18 protein-coding genes and 1 pseudogene are annotated in these 17591 nt (G+C 62.5%); 12 read left to right on the top strand and 7 right to left on the bottom strand.

Features of this window, described 5'->3' with window-relative positions; translation table 11 throughout:
- Positions 1 to 7 precede the first annotated feature (7 nt).
- Positions 8 to 667: a glutathione S-transferase family protein gene (locus AA0Z93_RS08435; protein ID WP_413049058.1), complete on the bottom strand. Its 660-nt coding sequence runs from the start codon at positions 665 to 667 to the stop codon at positions 8 to 10.
- A 147-nt stretch (positions 668 to 814) separates the two neighbouring features.
- Between AA0Z93_RS08435 and AA0Z93_RS08430 the strand changes: the two genes are divergently transcribed.
- The 4 genes and pseudogenes from AA0Z93_RS08430 (at position 815) to AA0Z93_RS08415 (ending at position 4649) form a co-directional block, all read left to right on the top strand.
- Positions 815 to 1129, top strand: a complete 315-nt coding sequence (locus AA0Z93_RS08430; RefSeq protein ID WP_413049057.1) for a hypothetical protein — start codon at positions 815 to 817, stop codon at positions 1127 to 1129.
- Positions 1130 to 1207: 78 nt separating this feature from the next.
- On the top strand, positions 1208 to 1453 hold the full coding sequence (locus AA0Z93_RS08425; protein ID WP_413049056.1) for a TIGR02647 family protein: 246 nt from the start codon (positions 1208 to 1210) through the stop codon (positions 1451 to 1453).
- Positions 1454 to 1595: 142 nt separating this feature from the next.
- Positions 1596 to 3632, top strand: a pseudogene (locus AA0Z93_RS08420) (class I adenylate cyclase); the annotation flags it as partial.
- 171 nt (positions 3633 to 3803) lie between these two features.
- Complete coding sequence (locus tag AA0Z93_RS08415; protein WP_413049055.1) at positions 3804 to 4649, top strand: hypothetical protein; 846 nt, start codon at positions 3804 to 3806, stop codon at positions 4647 to 4649.
- 41 nt (positions 4650 to 4690) lie between these two features.
- Here the strand turns inward: AA0Z93_RS08415 and rnk are convergent, their stop codons facing one another.
- The 3 genes from rnk to cyaY form a co-directional block, all read right to left on the bottom strand.
- Complete coding sequence (gene rnk / locus AA0Z93_RS08410; RefSeq protein ID WP_413049054.1) at positions 4691 to 5101, bottom strand: nucleoside diphosphate kinase regulator; 411 nt, start codon at positions 5099 to 5101, stop codon at positions 4691 to 4693.
- A 144-nt stretch (positions 5102 to 5245) separates the two neighbouring features.
- Positions 5246 to 5455: a DUF1289 domain-containing protein gene (locus AA0Z93_RS08405; protein ID WP_413049053.1), complete on the bottom strand. Its 210-nt coding sequence runs from the start codon at positions 5453 to 5455 to the stop codon at positions 5246 to 5248.
- 1 nt (position 5456) lies between these two features.
- A complete protein-coding gene (gene cyaY / locus AA0Z93_RS08400) occupies positions 5457 to 5789 on the bottom strand; it encodes an iron donor protein CyaY (protein WP_413049052.1) in 333 nt (110 codons plus the stop codon).
- A gap of 188 nt (positions 5790 to 5977) precedes the next feature.
- Between cyaY and lptM the strand changes: the two genes are divergently transcribed.
- Genes lptM through AA0Z93_RS08370 form a run of 6 tightly spaced genes read left to right on the top strand, consistent with a single transcriptional unit; the run spans position 5978 to position 10514 of the window.
- Positions 5978 to 6115, top strand: a complete 138-nt coding sequence (lptM, locus tag AA0Z93_RS08395) for an LPS translocon maturation chaperone LptM (RefSeq protein ID WP_296269168.1) — start codon at positions 5978 to 5980, stop codon at positions 6113 to 6115.
- A gap of 9 nt (positions 6116 to 6124) precedes the next feature.
- Positions 6125 to 7372, top strand: a complete 1248-nt coding sequence (gene lysA, locus AA0Z93_RS08390; protein WP_413049051.1) for a diaminopimelate decarboxylase — start codon at positions 6125 to 6127, stop codon at positions 7370 to 7372.
- Positions 7373 to 7376: 4 nt separating this feature from the next.
- On the top strand, positions 7377 to 8207 hold the full coding sequence (gene dapF, locus AA0Z93_RS08385; protein ID WP_413049050.1) for a diaminopimelate epimerase: 831 nt from the start codon (positions 7377 to 7379) through the stop codon (positions 8205 to 8207).
- A gap of 14 nt (positions 8208 to 8221) precedes the next feature.
- Entirely contained in the window at positions 8222 to 8923 is a 702-nt protein-coding gene (locus AA0Z93_RS08380) for a DUF484 family protein (protein ID WP_413049049.1), read from the top strand.
- A complete protein-coding gene (xerC, locus tag AA0Z93_RS08375) occupies positions 8923 to 9822 on the top strand; it encodes a tyrosine recombinase XerC (protein WP_413049048.1) in 900 nt (299 codons plus the stop codon). The genes AA0Z93_RS08380 and xerC overlap by 1 nt, the downstream gene beginning before the upstream one ends.
- Positions 9819 to 10514 (top strand): HAD family hydrolase, encoded by a 696-nt coding sequence (locus tag AA0Z93_RS08370; protein ID WP_413049047.1) that lies wholly within the window; start codon positions 9819 to 9821, stop codon positions 10512 to 10514. The genes xerC and AA0Z93_RS08370 overlap by 4 nt, the downstream gene beginning before the upstream one ends.
- A 66-nt stretch (positions 10515 to 10580) precedes the next feature.
- Here AA0Z93_RS08370 and sutA read toward each other — a convergent pair whose 3' ends face one another.
- The 3 genes from sutA to glnK all read right to left on the bottom strand — a co-directional run bounded on the left by sutA (position 10581) and on the right by glnK (position 13082).
- Positions 10581 to 10904: a transcriptional regulator SutA gene (sutA, locus tag AA0Z93_RS08365; protein WP_413049046.1), complete on the bottom strand. Its 324-nt coding sequence runs from the start codon at positions 10902 to 10904 to the stop codon at positions 10581 to 10583.
- 459 nt (positions 10905 to 11363) lie between these two features.
- On the bottom strand, positions 11364 to 12695 hold the full coding sequence (locus tag AA0Z93_RS08360; RefSeq protein ID WP_413049045.1) for an ammonium transporter: 1332 nt from the start codon (positions 12693 to 12695) through the stop codon (positions 11364 to 11366).
- Between the two features lie 48 nt (positions 12696 to 12743).
- Positions 12744 to 13082: a P-II family nitrogen regulator gene (glnK, locus tag AA0Z93_RS08355; protein WP_002555808.1), complete on the bottom strand. Its 339-nt coding sequence runs from the start codon at positions 13080 to 13082 to the stop codon at positions 12744 to 12746.
- 376 nt (positions 13083 to 13458) lie between these two features.
- Here glnK and AA0Z93_RS08350 point away from each other — a divergent pair, with 376 nt between their 5' ends.
- Both AA0Z93_RS08350 and mgtA read left to right on the top strand, forming a co-directional pair.
- The gene (locus tag AA0Z93_RS08350; RefSeq protein ID WP_413049182.1) at positions 13459 to 13728 is read left to right on the top strand and encodes an accessory factor UbiK family protein; all 270 of its coding nucleotides are present in this window, start codon (positions 13459 to 13461) and stop codon (positions 13726 to 13728) included.
- 959 nt (positions 13729 to 14687) lie between these two features.
- Positions 14688 to 17384: a magnesium-translocating P-type ATPase gene (gene mgtA, locus AA0Z93_RS08345; RefSeq protein WP_413049044.1), complete on the top strand. Its 2697-nt coding sequence runs from the start codon at positions 14688 to 14690 to the stop codon at positions 17382 to 17384.
- Positions 17385 to 17591 lie beyond the last annotated feature (207 nt).

The raw sequence follows: 17591 nt of genomic DNA, 5'->3' as shown, positions 1-17591 counted from the left end.
CGACGCATCACTTCTTGTTGCGCATCATCTCCAGGAACCCGGGCATGGCGGCATCCTTGTCGGCGCGGATCTTCGCCATGTGCGGATGCTCGCCCAGCTTGGCGAGCAGGGTGGCGATTTTCGGGAAATCGGCCAGCAGATCGAGGTTGAGCACTTTCTTCGCGGTCGCGGCCGCAAGGTCCACGGAAAACGCGAACATCACGTCGGCCAAGGTCAACTGCTCGCCTGCCAGATAGGGGGCGAACTTGCCATTGCGCTCGACCGTCGAGAAGCCTGCGAGCAGCTCGCTACGGGCCTTTTCCTTCACCAGCGGCTCCACCGGCATGCCGAAGAAGGATTCGGCGTAGCAGGTGCGTGCCGGCAGCTCGATGTACAGTTCCACTTCCTTCATCAGTTCGTGCACCTTTGCCTGGGCGAAAGGGTCGCTCGGCAGCAGCGGCGTGCCACTTTGGGTGCGTTCGATGTAGTCGAGGATCGCGCTGGTCTCGCTGAGCAGCCCGTGCTCGGTCTCCAGCGCCGGCACCTTGCCGCGCGGGCTGACCGACAGCGCCTGGGACGTCTGCCCCGGGAAGAACTGCACCTCCTCGAAGGGTACGCCCTTCTCCAGCAATGCCAGCTTGACCATGTTGTAGTAGTTGCTTACCGGAAAACCATGCAGCTTGAGCATTGGAACAGCCTCCAGGCCGTGTGGGGTGGGAACGGGGGTTTATAGCCCGTCGCCGTGGCGCTGACCAGCGTCATGCCTGCGATCGATGGGCGGACATTGCCAGGACAGGCATGGCAGACTGAGCCTTCACCTTTCAGGAGCACTGCCATGAACCAGTCCGACGATTTCGACAACGACGATGATCTACCCTCCGCACAAGACGCGCTGATCGAAGTCATCGAAAACCAGATCGCCAGCGGCGAACCGCCAGCAACCAAGGCCACGCTGAACAAATTGACCCTCGTAGGCGTGCCGCGCGAAGACAGCCTGATACTGATGGCCATGGTGCTGACCTTCGAGATCGAGAACATGCTGGCCGACGACCGCCCGTTCGACACCGCCTGGTACGAGCAGGCTCTGCGCGCGCTACCCGAGCTGCCCCCGGAACTGGTCGCTGCGATCGATCAAGGCGACGACGAATAAGTCTGACTACACTCCAGGCTCAGGCGCTGCCCAACCGCAGGCGGCGCCGTCCTCCATCCTCGGAAGTCTGGAGTCGCCATGTCCTTTACCCCTGACCTGATCGCTGAACTCGAAGTCCTCGCTCTGTTCAACCTCGATAGCACTCAAGAAGGCATCAAAGTTCACAGCAACGCTTCTCCCGTTCTGATCGACGCTGCCCAGCGCCTGCATGACAAACAACTGCTCAGCCAGCCCGATGGCGGTTATCTGACCAGCCTGGGCATCGACGCTGCGCAAAGCGCGCAGCAATTGCTGACCATCCTCGGCGTCGCACAGCCGGCCTGACGGGTCGCCGCGCAAAACGGGCCAAGCCAGGTAACAGCGGCTTGGCCGCATCGCTGTAAAAATGACGCCAATTTTTCACCGACCTCTTATTCCTACCTGCCACTCAGGCTAAACTCGCGCAGCCCCCGCCGCCGAGTGCGCAATGGATCATCCCCACGAGATTCGCACAGACCTTGCCCAAGGCATCGATCGCAAGGTGCTGGCCACTCTGCGTGCGCGCTTCCTGCAGCTCAGTCAGGGGCGCCTATGGCGTGCTCGGGAGGGCTTGTCGAGCCGCCAGCAGCGCGTGTTGACCCTGCTGCCGCTCCTGCTGCACATCAACCACCCGCTGCTGCCCGGCTACGTTTCGGGCACCACCCCTGCGGGCATCGCCGGCTTCGAGCCGGGGCTCGACGCCTTGGCCGAGGCCCGGCGCCTGACCCGCGCTTTCGAGTACGGGCCACAGCGCGGCGATGCCCTTCGCCCGCTTCTGGGCCTTTACCTGATCGGCAGCCTCGGCACCCTGGCGCAGGCCGAGCAGAGCGACATGGACGTATGGGTGTGCCACCGCGCCGACCTCGATGGCGAAGCGCTGGCCGAGCTGCGGCACAAATGTCAGGTGCTGGAAAGCTGGGCCGCGACCCAGGGCGCCGACGCCCATCTGTTCCTGATCGACTGCGCCGGCTTTGCCCGCGGAGCGCGCGCGGGCACACTGAGCTCCGACGATTGCGGCCATACCCAGCACTATCTGTTGCTCGACGAGTTCTACCGCACTGCCATCTGGCTGGCCGGACAGACGCCTCTGTGGTGGCTGATACCGATGTGCGAAGAGGGTCGCTACCAGGCCTACGTCCAGGCACTGCTCGACAAACGCCTCATCCATCGCCACGAACATTTCGATTTGGGCCATCTGGCATGGATTCCGCCCAAGGAATTCGTCGGTGCCGGACTCTGGCAGCTCTACAAGGGCCTCGAATCGCCGTACAAGTCATTGCTCAAACTGCTCCTGACCGAAGCCTACGCCGGCGATCATCCCGCCTTGCGCTGCCTGAGCCTGGATTTCAAGGCTGCGGTGTACGCCAACCGTCTCGACCTCGACGAGCTCGACCCCTACGTGATGGTGTACAGGCGCATCGAGCGATACCTGCTGAGCCGTGGTGAAACCCGGCGTCTGGAACTGGTACGGCGCAGCCTCTACCTCAAGGTCGACCTGAAGCTCGGCAGCGCCGAACAAGGCTGCAGCGGCTGGCAGCGCAACCTGCTGCGGCGCCTGACCGAGGAATGGGGCTGGGACGAACGCACGCTACGGCTGCTCGACAGCCGCAGCCAGTGGAAGGTCGGCCAGGTGCTGCAGTCGCGCAGCGAACTGGTGATGGAACTGAATCACGCCTACCGTTTCCTGACCCGTTATGCCCGTGACAGCAGGGCCGACAGCCGCGCCGAACAGCGTGATCTGGACGTCCTGGGGCGCCGCCTGTATGCCGCCTTCGAGCGCCGCGCCGGCAAGATCGAAGTCATCAACCCCGGCATTGCGCCGGATCTGGCCGAGAGCGCTCTGACCCTGGTGCATTCGCCCAACCGACAGGACCCCGGCAGCCATCATTGGGCGCTGTATCCCGGCAACCTGACGGCGCATGCATGGCTGGCCATCACCCCTATCAAACGCAATCGCGGGCTGGTCGAGCTGCTCACTTGGGCGCACCGCAACGGCGTGATCGACAGCGGCACACGTCTGGCGCTGCACCCAGGCACCAGCGATCTGGACGAGCGAGAGCTGTCTCATATCCTGAGCTGCTTGCGCCAGCATCTGCCGCTGCCACTGTCGGCCATCAGCGACACGGACCTGCTACAGCCCAGCGTGGCGAACGAGGTTCTGTTGCTGGTCAATGTCGGGATCGACCCGCTGCAACCAGACCGCGCCTGCCATGCACCGAAAACGAACCCGCGCCCCGGCGTGTCGAGCAATGCAGGCTCATGCGGACACTGGGTGTCGAGCCTCGATCAGGTCACCCTCAACAGCTGGAACGAAGTGCTGGTGCAGCGCTATCACGGCAAGGATGCTCTGGTGCGGTACCTGCGCGACTTGCACGAGGAGCTGGGCCAGGACCGACGGCGGCCGCGGTTGAAAGTACGCTGCTTCTGTCCTCTCCACGCAAAGGCTATCGAGCACCGCATCGAAGCGCTGCTCGACAGCGTTGAATTCGGGAAATGGCCCGCCCTCCGAGCAGCGACTGAAGGCCAGGTTCGATAGAGCCTTGTCAAATCGGCAAGCAGCATGCCGAGCGCGCACCATCCGGGTGCCGTTTCCCACTGCACCGTGGACCAGCGAAGCCCAATGCTTGCGCCCTCATGAACCCTCGAGGAGCGCTCTATGAATCACCAACACTGGATGGGCGACTCGCCCGAAATCGGCTGCTTGCGCATCGACCAGTTGATCCTGCCCGGCAGCCACGACTCGGGCATGGATAAACAAGCCGACACTTTGACCGTACCCCAGGAAGTGACCCAGGATGTGCCGTGTATCGATCAGATCCGGAACGGCGTCCGGGTGCTCGATCTGCGGGTGCGCGCCAACCGCGAGTACACCCCGGACGAAATCGGCCGCTACAAGCTCTACCATCTGAATCCATCGGGGCGCACGCTGCTTGGCGATGTGATCAACCGGCTGAACCACTTCTACGACGATCCCGCCAATCAGCGGGAAATCGTCATCCTCGATTTCCACGAACTGGACAACTTCGGCGACAACGAGCACACATGGCTGCAGGACATGTTGCGAAAGCACATGGGTCAGCGCCTGATCCCGCACGCGTTGCGTGACCTGACACTGGACCGACTCTGGCACGAGCATCCTGGAAAAACCGTGGTCATCGCCTACCACCATGCCAAACGTGGTGAGCATTGGCCGGGTGTGGAACAGGTATGGATGGGTGAAAACACGCCTTCGACCGACGAGCTCAAGACGTTCATGGATCAGGCAGCGGATCGGAATCGCAGTGGCAAGCTCTGGTCGATCCAATGCGCCAAATACAACAAAGGGGTGTTCACCCCCGACGACTTCAGCGACAAGCTAGATTTGTGGTTCGAGTCTCGGGATCTGCAGAGCTATATCCAGAAATTCGCCATCATCAACACCGATTGGACGCTGCGTAGTCGGCTGGTCGACAACTGCATCCATGCCTGCCGACTGCGCGCGCAGGCAATGCGCGGCAACTGACCGGCTTGCAGGAGGCCCAAGGCGCCGGGCCTCCCATCCACTCACAGGGCGTAATCGCCTGCTGCCTCTGGTTGATACTCTACCGCCAGCAGCTTGAGTTTGAGCGTCTTGCCACCGGGCGCTGGCCAGTCGATCTCATCGCCTACCGACAACCCCAGCAACGCCCCACCGATAGGCGCGAGCACCGATACGTGGTGCTCCTTGCCGGCGTCCCTGGGGTAGGCCAGCGTCAAGTGATAGTCCTTGCCGCTGCCCTGCTCCTGGCAATGCACCCGGGAATTCATGGTCACCACACCCGTCGGCACGTCCTCATGTCCCACCACCTGCTCGGCCCGGTCGATCTCTTCCTGCAGGGCGAGCACGCCCGGCACGGATTCGTCGAGGCTGTCGATGAGTTGCTCCAGACGCTGTACGTCCAGTCGGGTGAGAATGAGGGAAGGCTTGGTGCTCATGATCCAGTCAGGCTCCTTTGAACGGAAATATCAGCCGGCGAATAAAGCAAAACCCCGCCCAAGGGCGGGGTTCATGGAGACGTATGGCGTCAGCGATGCATCGACCGACCCTAACACAGCCGGGCGAATACTCAACCCCACGCCTCAGGCTTGGCGGCGTGCCTCGGCCTGGCGGCAGATTTCCCGGCGCCGGGCGTCGTCGGCCGAACGCCACTCGCGGATATGTTCGACCGGGCGCTGGCAGCCGGTGCACACCTTGTGTTCGTCGAGTCGGCAGATGCTGATGCACGGCGACTTCACCGCCGGGCTGACGTTGCTGTAGAGCGGCTTGGGAGGGCGGACAGGCGTGCTCATGTCAGATCTCGGAGAAATCCAGTTTCTCGCCCGCCCGCTCCCAGACGATGCGTTCGAGCATTTCACCCAGCAGCTCTTCGCTTTTCTCGCAGGTCCATTTGCCGCTTTCTTCGTCGTAGTCGAAATGGAAACCACCGGAACGGTCGGCTAGCCACAGTTGGCGCAGCGGCTCCTGACGACTGAAGATCAGCTGGCTGCCGTTTTCGAACGTCACAGTCAGTACGCCCGCGGAGTTTTCCATGTCCAGGTCCATGCCGCTTTCGTCGAACAGGTCTTCGAGCGCCTGCTGCGTGGCGTCGACCAGATCGTGGAAATGTGCTTCGCTCAAACTCATTGCGGGAACCTCGGAAAGGGCGGCTGACAGGCAAGCCGGGCAAGATACGGGCGCTTTGCCGGGAATGCAAAGATTAGCGCCGATCGCCACGGATCAGGCCGTCAGGCCGACGGGCGCTCACATAGGCAAGGTGCCGGGTGCTGGGTATACTCGGGCGCAAATACTGCTTATTTCAAAGGATTTCGCCCATGAAGCGTCTGATTTCCTCCCTCGCGGCGCTGGTCGCGGTGGCCTGCCTCGTTTCGGCCTGCGGCCAGAAAGGTCCTCTGTACCTGCCTGACGACAGCAAAGACGGCCAAGGCAAGCACACGTCGCACCAGCACTAAGGGGTTTCCATGGACGCTTTCAACTACCGCGACGGTCAACTGTTCGCGGAAGACGTCGCGCTGTCGGCCATCGCCGAGCGTTTCGGTACGCCGACCTACGTCTATTCGCGCGCGCACATCGAAGCGCAGTACCGCAGCTATGTCGATGCCCTGCAGGGCACTTCGCACCTGGTCTGCTATGCCGTCAAGGCCAACTCCAACCTGGGCGTGCTGAACGTCCTGGCGCGACTGGGCGCAGGCTTCGACATCGTCTCCGGCGGCGAGCTGGAGCGTGTGCTGGCTGCCGGCGGGCGTGCCGATCGCGTGGTCTTCTCCGGCGTAGGCAAGACCCGCGACGACATGCGCCGCGCCCTGGAAGTGGGCGTGCACTGCTTCAACGTGGAATCGGCCGATGAGCTCGAGCGCCTGCAAGTGGTCGCCGCCGAACTCGGCAAGCAGGCCCCGGTGTCGCTGCGCGTCAACCCCGACGTCGACGCCGGCACCCACCCGTACATTTCCACCGGCCTCAAGGAAAACAAGTTCGGCATCGCCATCGGCGACGCCGAAGCGCTGTACGTACGTGCGGCGCAGTTGCCGAACCTGGACGTCGTCGGGGTCGACTGCCACATCGGCTCGCAGCTGACCACGCTGGAGCCCTTCCTCGACGCGGTCGACCGTTTGCTGATGCTGATCGACCGCCTGGGCGAGTGCGGCATCCACCTGCGCCACCTCGACCTCGGCGGCGGCGTCGGCGTGCGCTATCGCGACGAGCAGCCGCCGCAGGTGGCCGACTACATCCAAGCCGTACGCGAGCGTATCGGTACGCGCGATCTGGCCCTGGTGTTCGAACCGGGCCGCTATATCGTGGCCAATGCCGGCGTGCTGCTGACCCGCGTGGAATACCTCAAGCACACTGAGCACAAGGACTTCGCCATCGTCGACGCAGCGATGAACGACCTGATCCGCCCGGCCCTGTACCAGGCCTGGATGGACGTCAGCGCCGTCGTTCCGCGCACCGAGCCCGGCCGCGACTACGACATCGTCGGGCCGATCTGCGAAACCGGCGACTTCCTCGCCAAGTCGCGTACTCTGGCCCTGGCCGAAGGCGACGTGCTGGCGGTGGGGTCGGCAGGCGCCTATGGCTTCGTCATGAGTTCGAACTACAACACCCGTGGCCGCTGCGCCGAAGTGCTGGTCGACGGCGACCGAGCCTTCGAAGTGCGTCGCCGCGAGACCATCCCCGAACTGTTCGCCGGCGAAAGCCTGCTGCCGGAGTGAACCCATGCTGCTGCGTTTCACCAAGATGCATGGCCTGGGCAACGACTTCATGGTCCTCGACCTGGTCAGTCAGCACGCGCATATCCAGCCCAAGCACGCCCGGCAATGGGGTGACCGACATACCGGCATCGGCTTCGACCAACTGCTGATCGTCGAAGCGCCGAGCAACCCGGAAGTGGATTTCCGCTACCGGATCTTCAACGCCGACGGCTCCGAGGTCGAGCAGTGCGGCAACGGCGCGCGCTGCTTCGCGCGCTTCGTGCTGGACAAGCGCCTGACCGCGAAGAAGCTGATCCGTGTCGAAACCAAGAGCGGCATCATCGAACTCGACGTACAGCACGATGGCCAAGTGTGCGTCGACATGGGGCCGCCGCGCTTCGTGCCGACCGACATCCCGTTCGTGGCACCGGCCCAGGCGCTGAGTTATCCGCTGGAAATCGACGGCCAGGCGTATCCGATCGCCGCGCTGTCGATGGGCAACCCCCACGCGGTGCTGCGCGTCGAAAACATCGACAGCGCGCCGGTGCACGGCCTGGGGCCGAAGATCGAACACCATCCGCAATTCCCGCAACGGGTCAACGCCGGCTTCATCCAGGTCGTCGACCGCCACCATGCCAAACTGCGGGTCTGGGAACGCGGCGCCGGGGAAACCCAGGCTTGCGGCACAGGCGCCTGCGCTGCCGCCGTAGCGGCGATCAGCCAAGGCTGGATGGATTCGCCGGTGAGCCTCGACCTGCCCGGCGGCCGCTTGCACATCGAGTGGGCCGGCCCGGGCCTGCCGGTGCGCATGACCGGCCCTGCAGTGCGTGTCTATGAAGGACAGGTTCGCCTCTAACCGAGTAAGCGCCCATGACCGATCAGCCAGTACCCCAGGCCACGAGCCTCGATACCGAAGCGGTGATCGCCTACCTGCGCGAACACCCGACGTTCTTCGCCGAACACGACGAACTGCTGCTCGAACAGCACATTCCCCACCAGCGCGGCGACAGCGTGTCGCTGGTGGAACGCCAGCTCAAGCTGCTGCGCGAGCGCAACATCGAGATGCGCCATCGGCTGTCCCAGTTGATGGACGTCGCTCGCGACAACGACCGGCTGTTCGACAAGACCCGCCGCCTGATCCTCGACCTGCTCGATGCGGGCAGCCTGGAAGAAGTGGTGATCGCCGTTGAAGACAGCCTGCGCCAGGACTTCAAGGTACCCTTCGTCAGCCTGATCCTGTTCAGCGAGCACGCCACGCCCGTGGGTCGGTGGGTCCCCAGCAGCGAGGCGCAGGTGGCCATCGGTGCGCTGATGGGTGGTGGCAAGCCGGTCAGCGGCAATCTGCGCGAGCATGAGCTGACGTTCCTGTTCGGCGAGCAACAGCGCAAGGATGTCGGCTCCAGCGCCGTCGCCACCCTCGAACACCAGGGCCTGCATGGGGTACTGGCCCTCGGCAGCCGTGATCCCCAGCATTACAAGAGCAGCGTCGGCTCGCTGTTTCTCAGCCACATCGCCGACGTACTGGGTCGCGTGATTCCGCGTTTCACCCAAACCCTGCGCTCGGTGCGCTGATGAACGTCGAGCTGGACGCCTATTGCGCGCATCTGCGCAATGAGCGCCAGGTGTCGGAGCACACGCGCCTGGCTTATCGACGCGACTTGCAGAAGGTGCTCGACTACTGCGCCAAGCAGGGTATCGAGCGCTGGACCGACCTGCAGTTGCAGCAAGTGCGTCAGCTCGTGGCACGGCTGCACCACGACGGGCAGTCGTCCGCCAGCCTGGCCCGGCTGTTGTCGGCCATACGCGGCCTGTACCGTTATCTGGTACGCGAGGACCTGTGCCAGCACGACCCCGCCGCAGGCCTGTCGCCGCCCAAGGGCGAACGGCGCTTGCCCAAGACCCTGGACACCGACCGCACCGTGCAACTGCTCGACGGCGGCGTCGACGACACCTTCATCGCCCGCCGCGATCAGGCCATTCTCGAACTGTTCTATTCCTCCGGCCTGCGCCTGTCCGAGCTGGTGCAACTGGACCGCGCCCATCTGGATCTGGGCGACGGCCTGGTCCAGGTGCTCGGCAAAGGCAACAAGACGCGCATCCTACCGGTGGGCCGCAAGGCCCGCGAAGCCTTGCACATCTGGCTGAAAATACGCGGGCTCGGCGCTCCGCTGGACGACGCGCTGTTCATCACCCGCCAGGGTCGACGCCTCAGCCCGCGCGCGATTCAGATGCGCCTCAAGCTCGCCGGCGAGCGCGAGCTGGGCCAACACTTGCACCCGCACATGCTCCGCCACTCCTTCGCCAGTCACGTGCTGGAATCGTCCCAGGACCTGCGCGCCGTACAGGAGATGCTCGGCCACGCCGACATCAGCACCACGCAGATCTATACCCACCTGGACTTCCAGCACCTGGCCTCGGTGTACGACAGCGCCCACCCCCGGGCCAAACGCACGAAAGGCACAGACCCATGAGCATCCAGCTGATCACCTTCGACCTCGACGACACCTTGTGGGACACCGCCCCGGTGATCGCCAGCGCCGAAGTCGTCCTACGCGACTGGCTGCAGGCCAACACGCCCAAGCTGGCGGCAATGCCGGTCGAGCACCTGCAAGACGTGCGCGCTCGGCTGGTGCTGGCGGAGCCTGGCCTCAAGCATCGCATCAGCGAGCTGCGACGGCGGGTGCTGTTCCATGCCCTGGCTGACGCCGGTTACGACGAGCAGACCGCCGAAGCATTGGCCGCCGAGGGTTTCGAAACCTTCCTGCACGCACGGCACCAGCTGGAGATCTTCCCCGAGGTGCAACCCATGCTGGAGCTGCTCGGCCAGCGTTACGCCTTGGGTGTGGTCACCAACGGCAATGCCGATGTACGGCGACTGGGCCTGGCGGATTATTTCGATTTCGCTCTGTGCGCCGAGGACGTCGGCATCGGCAAGCCCGACCCAGCGCCTTTTCTCGAAGCCTTGCGCCGTAGCGGCGTGGCTGCTTCGGGCGCGGTGCACGTAGGCGACCACCCGGGCGACGACATCGCCGGAGCGCAACGTGCCGGTCTCAAAGCGGTGTGGTTCAACCCACGGGGCTTGCCCTGGAAAGGGCCGGTCGCGCCGGATGCGCAGATCCAGCGCCTGTCGCAATTGCCGGACGTGCTTGCGCGCTGGGCCTGACGGGCACGAATCCGCTAGGCATGAAAAAGCCCGCAGCGACGGCGGGCTTTTCGGGTGCAGCACAACTCAGATAGGGCGGCTGCCGTACTTGTTGTCCGGCTTCTTGGGCGGATCGGCGACCACGTTGGCCTCGACCTCCTGCACCTTGCCGCCACGGGACAGAAACTCCTCCATGGCCTTGGCCAGCGCATCGCGCTCCTTCTGTTTGGCTTCGACGCTGGGCAGCTCCTCTACCGAAACGGCCTTGGCCTTGCCTTTGGCGGCCGGTGCGGGGCTGTCGTCGACAGCTGCGTCTTCTGCGCCATCTTCGGCGGCGGATTCGAGGCCCTCGTCAGCCTCGTCCTCGTCGCCTACTTCGAGTTCGTCGTTTTCCAGATCGTCGTCGCTCATATGTGCCTCATGACTTGCGAAAAGCAGATGTAGTTGGTTTTTTCGCCTGTTGACGCCGTAGACAGGCGATCAACAGAAATAATTCCACGCAGTGCGCCCCGATTTGCACGCTCAGCAGCGCCTGTTGGGCGCAAGGCGCTGAGCGGTGGATTGTCGCAAAAGGGGTGTGCCCGTCTCAGGTGGTGTATGCGTGTCGCAGCGGCTCGAGGCTGGCTCGAAGCGCCCGTCCCAATGCCCGTTGTGCACTCGACGAACACCATTCGTCCGTACCGCGAAATGCACTGTGGCGCGCATTCTAGCGCGCCCGCAGAAAAAGCAAAGCGCTCTGAAGGCGCCATGACCTGTAAGTTTTTTGACCGCATGGGCGCGACGAGGCACAGGGCGAAGCGCAACCTGGATTGTTGAACACTTCGATAAAAAAAAGCCCGGCGAGCCGGGCTGATTGTCGTGGCATCGCGCTTACAGGTTGTAGCCGCGCTCGTTGTGTTGAGCCAGGTCGAGACCGATTGCCTCTTCTTCTTCGTTGACCCGTAGCCCCATCACCTTGTCCAGCACTTTCAGGATCACGTAGGTGACCACAGCGGTGTAGGCTACGGTGAACAGCACGCCTTTGGTCTGCACCCAGGCTTGCGCAGCGATGTCGGTGACCGCGCCGAAGCCGCCCAGGGCAGGTGCCGCGAACACACCGGTCAGAATCGCGCCGACGATGCCGCCCACACCGTGTACGCCGAAGGCGTCGAGGGAGTCGTCATAGCCAAGCTTGCGTTTCAGGCTGGTGGCGCAGAAGTAGCACACCACGCCCGAGATCAAGCCGATCGCCAGGGCGCCCATCGGGCCGACGGTACCGGCCGCCGGGGTGATGGCCACCAGGCCCGCCACCACGCCGGAGGCGATACCCAGAGCGCTCGGTTTGCCGTGGCCGATCCACTCGGCGAACATCCAGCCCAGCGCCGCAGCGGCAGTGGCGATCTGAGTGACCAGCATGGCCATGCCGGCGGTGCCATTGGCAGCCGCGGCAGAGCCTGCGTTGAAGCCGAACCAGCCGATCCACAGCATGGCCGCGCCGATCAAGGTGTAGCCCAGGTTGTGCGGCGCCATGGGCGTGGTGGGGTAGCCTTTGCGCTTGCCCAGCACCAGGCAGCAGACCAGGCCGGCGATACCGGCATTGATGTGCACCACAGTGCCGCCGGCGAAGTCCAGCACGCCCCAATCCCACATCAGCGCACCGTCACCGCTCCAGACCATGTGCGCGATCGGTGCGTAGACGAGGGTGAACCAGATGGCCATGAAGACGAGCATGGCGGAGAACTTCATGCGCTCGGCAAAGGCACCGACGATCAGTGCGGGGGTGATGATGGCGAAAGTCATCTGGAAGGTGATGAACACCGCTTCCGGGAACAGCGCCGTGGCCGAGGTCAGGCTGGCAGGGGTGACACCGCTCAGGAACGCCTTGGACAGGCCACCTACGAAGGAGCTGAAATTGGTCACGCCTTTTTCCATGCCCGTCGTGTCGAACGCCAGGCTGTAGCCGTAGATGACCCACAGCAGGCTGATCAGGCCGGTGATGGCGAAACACTGCATCATGACCGACAGCACGTTCTTCGAACGCACCATGCCGCCGTAGAACAGAGCCAGGCCTGGAATGGTCATGAACAGCACCAGGGCGGTAGCGGTGAGCATCCAGGCGGTATCGCCGGAGTTGAGCACCGGGGCAGTTTCGTCGGCCAAGGCAAGGCCTGGTATTACGAGCGGCAACAGGGCGCCAAGCCCTGCGATCTGACGCAGAGTCATGTTGTTATCTCCTGGGGCGTTGGGGTTTGCTGAGGCGGTGCTGCGGCGTTAGATCGCGTCGGTGTCGGTTTCGCCGGTACGGATACGGATCGCCTGTTCCAGATTGACCACGAAGATCTTGCCGTCACCGATCTTGCCGGTGTTGGCCGCCTTGGTGATGGCTTCGATGACCCGGTCCAGGTCCTTGTCGTCGATGGCGACGTCGATCTTGACCTTGGGCAGGAAGTCGACGACGTATTCGGCGCCGCGGTACAACTCGGTGTGACCTTTTTGCCGACCGAAACCTTTGACTTCGGTGACGGTGATGCCCTGTACGCCGATTTCCGACAGCGATTCGCGGACATCGTCCAGCTTGAACGGCTTGATGATGGCAGTGACTAGTTTCATGCAACTCTCTCCCGATTTGATGGACTTGCCCCAGGAAAACAAACCCGTCTCAAGTCTAAGCGCAGCGCTTGGCTTTGTAACGCGTCGATGGCGTCGTCCCGTTCACTGCCGACTCAGTAACCGATTGACGTCGTGTTGGGCCTACTCCGGTGCCTGTCATGGGATGGCATTGCAGAAACCTTGCCAAATCGACCAAGCCCTTGAGTTAGGAGCATTGCGGGGCGAGATCGAGCAAGGGCCACTGGTTATTGGCGTTGAGCATGCACAATTGCAGTGCACAGCAAAGGGCATCAGTGCGCAAAAACCGTGCAGCCTGAAGCATGGAATTCGCCATGCTACACTCGCGCCTCTCACTCCCTTCACGGACAGCTCGATCATGCTCGCGCCCAAAGCCTTTCTCGACGCCCTCAGCGATCAGGCTTCACGCCTGTTCAGCGGCGACGCCACACAACCTCGCGGCGAAATCGAAAGCCAGTTCAAGGCGTTGATGCAGGGTGCGTTCAGCAAGCTGGACCTGGTCAGTCGGGAAGAATTCGATAGCCAAATGGTAGTGCTTGCACGCACGCGAGCCCGCCTCGAGAAGCTCGAACAGCAAGTGGCCGAACTCGAGACACGCCTTACACCCGCTACGCCGGAACAGGACTGACAAGCCGCCGTATTCGGATACGGTGATCCGGATCAGGGCTGCCAAGCGGCCCATGGCTAACGAATGGGCATCCAGTCCGCCCACGCTGTAGGCTTTTGGCGCTGCTTGCCTGCACTTCGATCGGCACGGTATTCCGCTTGGGAAAGTTTCCTACAAACTTTTCAGACTACTAATTCCACCCTATTCCACTTAAAGCAACTTCTTCGGGTTGACGTCCGTACTGCCCGTTACTAAAGTTCCCCCACTTCATTAGCAAAGCAAATTACCTATCAATCGAAGCGTTCAATGGACATGGTCAACAGACGGAGGCTGGCCCTTGCACATTGCAACGGTCAGACGCTCAGATAAACATCCCGATCCTGATACCTCGCTCGGTAAATTCGAGTTAGCGCCTGCCGCTCGCTCGTGCTCGCCTTCCGGTATCGGACTGGCTGGAGGCAGGCCAATGCACTTCGCACTTTTCGTACTCGACTGGCTCCGCGGTCATCCGCTTCCCCCCTTCCTGACCCGTGCAAGCCCGCTAGCGGCGGGTTCGAACCTGCCCATGGCGGATCATTGCGGGCCTTGTGCCATCTGGCAGATTGCTCATGACCATCGTCCCCTCGGCCTGAAACCGCAATGCCTGCCCATGAACGACCTACGGGTCGATTCAATGTTCTATGGGTGACATTTTAATTAAGTAACCGAACATTAGAAGCCCATAAAGATAAAATCATAGGCGTTTTCTTTTAACGGAAGTGTGCGGTCATTCATTAGTTTGACTTCATGGAACGAGCGCGCAGCCGTGGAAATACCTGGCAGGCACTTCGACATTTTCAATGCTTTCGAAACTCGCTGGCGAGCTTCCCTCTTCGAGCAAGCGTTACTTATTTCAACTGGCTATAGGCGTCGCGACCTGCGTTCATCTCAGAATGGTGTGTGCATCTCGTCGCGCCGCCTCTTGTGACAGGAGCACCCCCATGGCCGTAAAAAACTGCATTGTCTCTTCCCCAAAACTCTCCATGCATGTCGCCCGTGAGGCCTACAACGGGCTGGCCGTGACCTATGCCAATCTCGACGCCAGCGAGCAAGGCCTGAGTGATGGCGAGGCCGCCAAGCGCTTGCAGCGCGATGGCCGCAATCAGGTCGATAGCGGCAAGCCGCCAGCACCGGCCTTGCAGTTCCTGCTAGCGCTGCACAACCCTTTCATCTACGTACTGCTGATCCTCGCCGGCATCAGCTTCGTCACCGACTACTGGCTGCCGATGCGCGCCGGTGAAAACGACGAGGCCGACCTCACCAAAGTCATCATCATCATGAGCATGGTCAATTTCAGTGCCGTGCTGCGTTTCTGGCAGGAATACCGCTCCAATCAGGCCGCCGAAGCGCTCAAGGCCATTGTGCGCACCACTGCCACCGTGCAGCGCCGCGAGCATGGCTCTCAAGCGCCCACCTTGCGTGATGTGCCGATGAGCGAGCTGGTGGCCGGCGATATCGTGCAATTGTCGGCAGGCGTCATGATTCCGGCCGACGTGCGCTTGATCGAATCGCGCGATCTGTTCGTCAGCCAAGCGGTGCTCACTGGCGAAGCCCTGCCGGTCGAGAAGTACGATGCGCTTGGCAACGTCGCGCGAAAATGGGCCGAACACAGCCCCGACGACACGAGCCATCTGCTCGACCTGCCCAACGTCTGCTTCATGGGCACCAACGTCATCAGCGGCCGTGCGCGTGCCGTGGTCGTGGCGACCGGGGCACGGACCTACTTCGGCTCGTTGGCCAAGTCGCTGAGTGGCAGACGCCCTCCGACCGCCTTCGACCGCGGCGTCAACAGCGTCAGCCGCCTGCTGATCCGCTTCATGCTGGTCATGGTGCCAGTGGTGTTCATGCTCAACGGCCTGGTCAAGGGCGATTGGCTCGAAGCGTTCCTGTTCGCCGTGGCGGTCGCCGTGGGTCTGACCCCTGAAATGCTACCGATGATCGTCAGCGCCAATCTGGCCAAAGGTGCCATGGCCATGGCCCGCCGCAAGGTCGTGGTCAAGCGCCTGAACGCCATTCAGAACCTCGGCTCGATGGACGTACTCTGCACGGACAAGACCGGCACTCTCACCCAGGATCGTATCGTGCTCGCACAGCACGTCGACCCCGATGGCCGCCCAGACCCCGAGCTGTTGCAACTGGCTTGGTTGAACAGCCATCACCAGAGCGGCGTGCGCAACCTGATGGACCGAGCGGTGTTGAGCTTCGCGCAGACTGCGGCCCACTTCCAGCCACCGGTGACTTACGCCAAGGTCGACGAGTTGCCCTACGATTTCGTCCGCCGGCGCTTGTCGGTAGTGGTCGATGACGGTGTCGGCCGGCACCTCATGGTCAGCAAAGGCGCTGTGGAAGAAATGCTTGCCGTCGCCCACCATGTGCGACGCGACGGTCATACCCTGCCGCTCGACGATGCGCACCGGCAAATGCTGCTCGACCAGGCAAACGGGTTCAACGCCCTGGGTTTGCGCGTACTGCTGCTGGCCACACGAAAGATCCCGGCCGACCAGACCAAGGATCAATACTCGACCGACGACGAACACGGGTTGGTAGTGCAGGGGCTACTGACGTTCCTCGATCCGCCCAAAAACACCGCCGGCCCGGCCATCGCCGCCTTGCAGAACCTGGGCGTGGCAGTGAAGGTACTGACCGGCGACAACGCACTGCTCACCGGCACGATTTGCCGCCAGGTCGGCCTCGAGCCAGGTGAGCCCTTGCTGGGCCATGAGCTCGACCGCCTTGACGATGCCGAGCTCAAGAACGAAGTGGAGCGGCGTACGGTATTCGCCAAACTGACCCCGCTACAGAAATCGCGCGTGCTCAAGGCGTTGCAGGGCAATGGCCACACGGTTGGCTTTCTCGGAGACGGCATCAACGACGCACCTGCCCTGCGCGACGCCGATGTGGGCATTTCGGTCGACAGCGGCACCGACATCGCCAAGGAGTCGGCCGACATCATCTTGCTGGAAAAGAACCTGCTAGTGCTCGAAGAAGGCGTGGTCAAAGGTCGCGAAACCTTCGGCAACATCATGAAGTACCTGTGCATGACCGCCAGCTCCAATTTCGGCAACGTGTTTTCGGTACTGGTAGCCAGTGCGTTCATTCCGTTCATGCCGATGCTGGCCTTGCACCTGTTGCTGCAGAACCTGCTCTACAACTTCTCGCAGCTGTCGCTGCCCTGGGACAAGCTGGACAAGGAATTCCTCAGCCGCCCACGCAATTGGGACTCCAGCAACATTGGCCGTTTCATGCTGTGGATCGGGCCCACCTCCTCGATCTTCGACATCACCACCTTCGCCCTGATGTGGTACGTGTTCGCCGCCAACAGCGTGGAGATGCAGGCGCTGTTCCAGTCAGGCTGGTTCATCGAAGGCCTGCTGTCGCAGACCCTGGTGGTGCACATGCTGCGTACCCGCAAGGTCCCGTTCTTCCAAAGCACGGCGGCCTGGCCGGTGGTTCTGGCTACAGGTCTGGTGATGTGCGTGGGCATCTACATCCCGTTCTCGACGTTGGGCACGACAATCGGGCTAGTGCCGTTGCCGTGGGACTACTTCCCTTGGCTGGTCGCGACCTTGCTGAGCTATTGCCTGGTTTCCCAAGGCATGAAAGCTTTGTATATCCGCCGTTTCGGCCAGTGGTTCTGAACCAGCGAACCCTGCGCGGCAACACCCAGGCCATATTCATCGCGGCCTTGCGCGGCGAATGTGGCCTCGACGTTCAAGCGAAAAACGTGTCTATCGATGCGTCCTGTGTCGACAGCTTTCCTGCCTTGCCCGCTCAACCCAAGAACGTACAAGAAAGGCTCGATGCCTCGTCTTAAGGTGCGTGCACAGCACTCGACCAGGACAGCA

Origin of the sequence: Pseudomonas phoenicis (assembly GCF_047302395.1) — a bacterium.
Taxonomy (GTDB): Bacteria; Pseudomonadota; Gammaproteobacteria; order Pseudomonadales; family Pseudomonadaceae; genus Aquipseudomonas.
Note: the sequence above shows the minus strand (reverse complement) of the source record. Positions and strands in the feature narration are given on the sequence as shown.

What these genes read in the sequence shown, in the direction of transcription:
- AA0Z93_RS08425 (WP_413049056.1), top strand. Translation starts at nt 1,208, where the DNA reads ATGTCCTTTACCCCTGACCTGATCGCTGAACTCGAAGTCCTCGCTCTG.
- lysA (WP_413049051.1), top strand. Translation starts at nt 6,125, where the DNA reads ATGGACGCTTTCAACTACCGCGACGGTCAACTGTTCGCGGAAGACGTC.
- AA0Z93_RS08415 (WP_413049055.1), top strand. Translation starts at nt 3,804, where the DNA reads ATGAATCACCAACACTGGATGGGCGACTCGCCCGAAATCGGCTGCTTG.
- AA0Z93_RS08405 (WP_413049053.1), bottom strand. Translation starts at nt 5,455, where the DNA reads ATGAGCACGCCTGTCCGCCCTCCCAAGCCGCTCTACAGCAACGTCAGC.
- mgtA (WP_413049044.1), top strand. Translation starts at nt 14,688, where the DNA reads ATGGCCGTAAAAAACTGCATTGTCTCTTCCCCAAAACTCTCCATGCAT.
- AA0Z93_RS08430 (WP_413049057.1), top strand. Translation starts at nt 815, where the DNA reads ATGAACCAGTCCGACGATTTCGACAACGACGATGATCTACCCTCCGCA.
- AA0Z93_RS08380 (WP_413049049.1), top strand. Translation starts at nt 8,222, where the DNA reads ATGACCGATCAGCCAGTACCCCAGGCCACGAGCCTCGATACCGAAGCG.
- sutA (WP_413049046.1), bottom strand. Translation starts at nt 10,904, where the DNA reads ATGAGCGACGACGATCTGGAAAACGACGAACTCGAAGTAGGCGACGAG.
- cyaY (WP_413049052.1), bottom strand. Translation starts at nt 5,789, where the DNA reads ATGAGTTTGAGCGAAGCACATTTCCACGATCTGGTCGACGCCACGCAG.
- AA0Z93_RS08435 (WP_413049058.1), bottom strand. Translation starts at nt 667, where the DNA reads ATGCTCAAGCTGCATGGTTTTCCGGTAAGCAACTACTACAACATGGTC.
- lptM (WP_296269168.1), top strand. Translation starts at nt 5,978, where the DNA reads ATGAAGCGTCTGATTTCCTCCCTCGCGGCGCTGGTCGCGGTGGCCTGC.
- AA0Z93_RS08360 (WP_413049045.1), bottom strand. Translation starts at nt 12,695, where the DNA reads ATGACTCTGCGTCAGATCGCAGGGCTTGGCGCCCTGTTGCCGCTCGTA.
- dapF (WP_413049050.1), top strand. Translation starts at nt 7,377, where the DNA reads ATGCTGCTGCGTTTCACCAAGATGCATGGCCTGGGCAACGACTTCATG.
- xerC (WP_413049048.1), top strand. Translation starts at nt 8,923, where the DNA reads ATGAACGTCGAGCTGGACGCCTATTGCGCGCATCTGCGCAATGAGCGC.
- AA0Z93_RS08370 (WP_413049047.1), top strand. Translation starts at nt 9,819, where the DNA reads ATGAGCATCCAGCTGATCACCTTCGACCTCGACGACACCTTGTGGGAC.
- AA0Z93_RS08350 (WP_413049182.1), top strand. Translation starts at nt 13,459, where the DNA reads ATGCTCGCGCCCAAAGCCTTTCTCGACGCCCTCAGCGATCAGGCTTCA.
- glnK (WP_002555808.1), bottom strand. Translation starts at nt 13,082, where the DNA reads ATGAAACTAGTCACTGCCATCATCAAGCCGTTCAAGCTGGACGATGTC.
- rnk (WP_413049054.1), bottom strand. Translation starts at nt 5,101, where the DNA reads ATGAGCACCAAGCCTTCCCTCATTCTCACCCGACTGGACGTACAGCGT.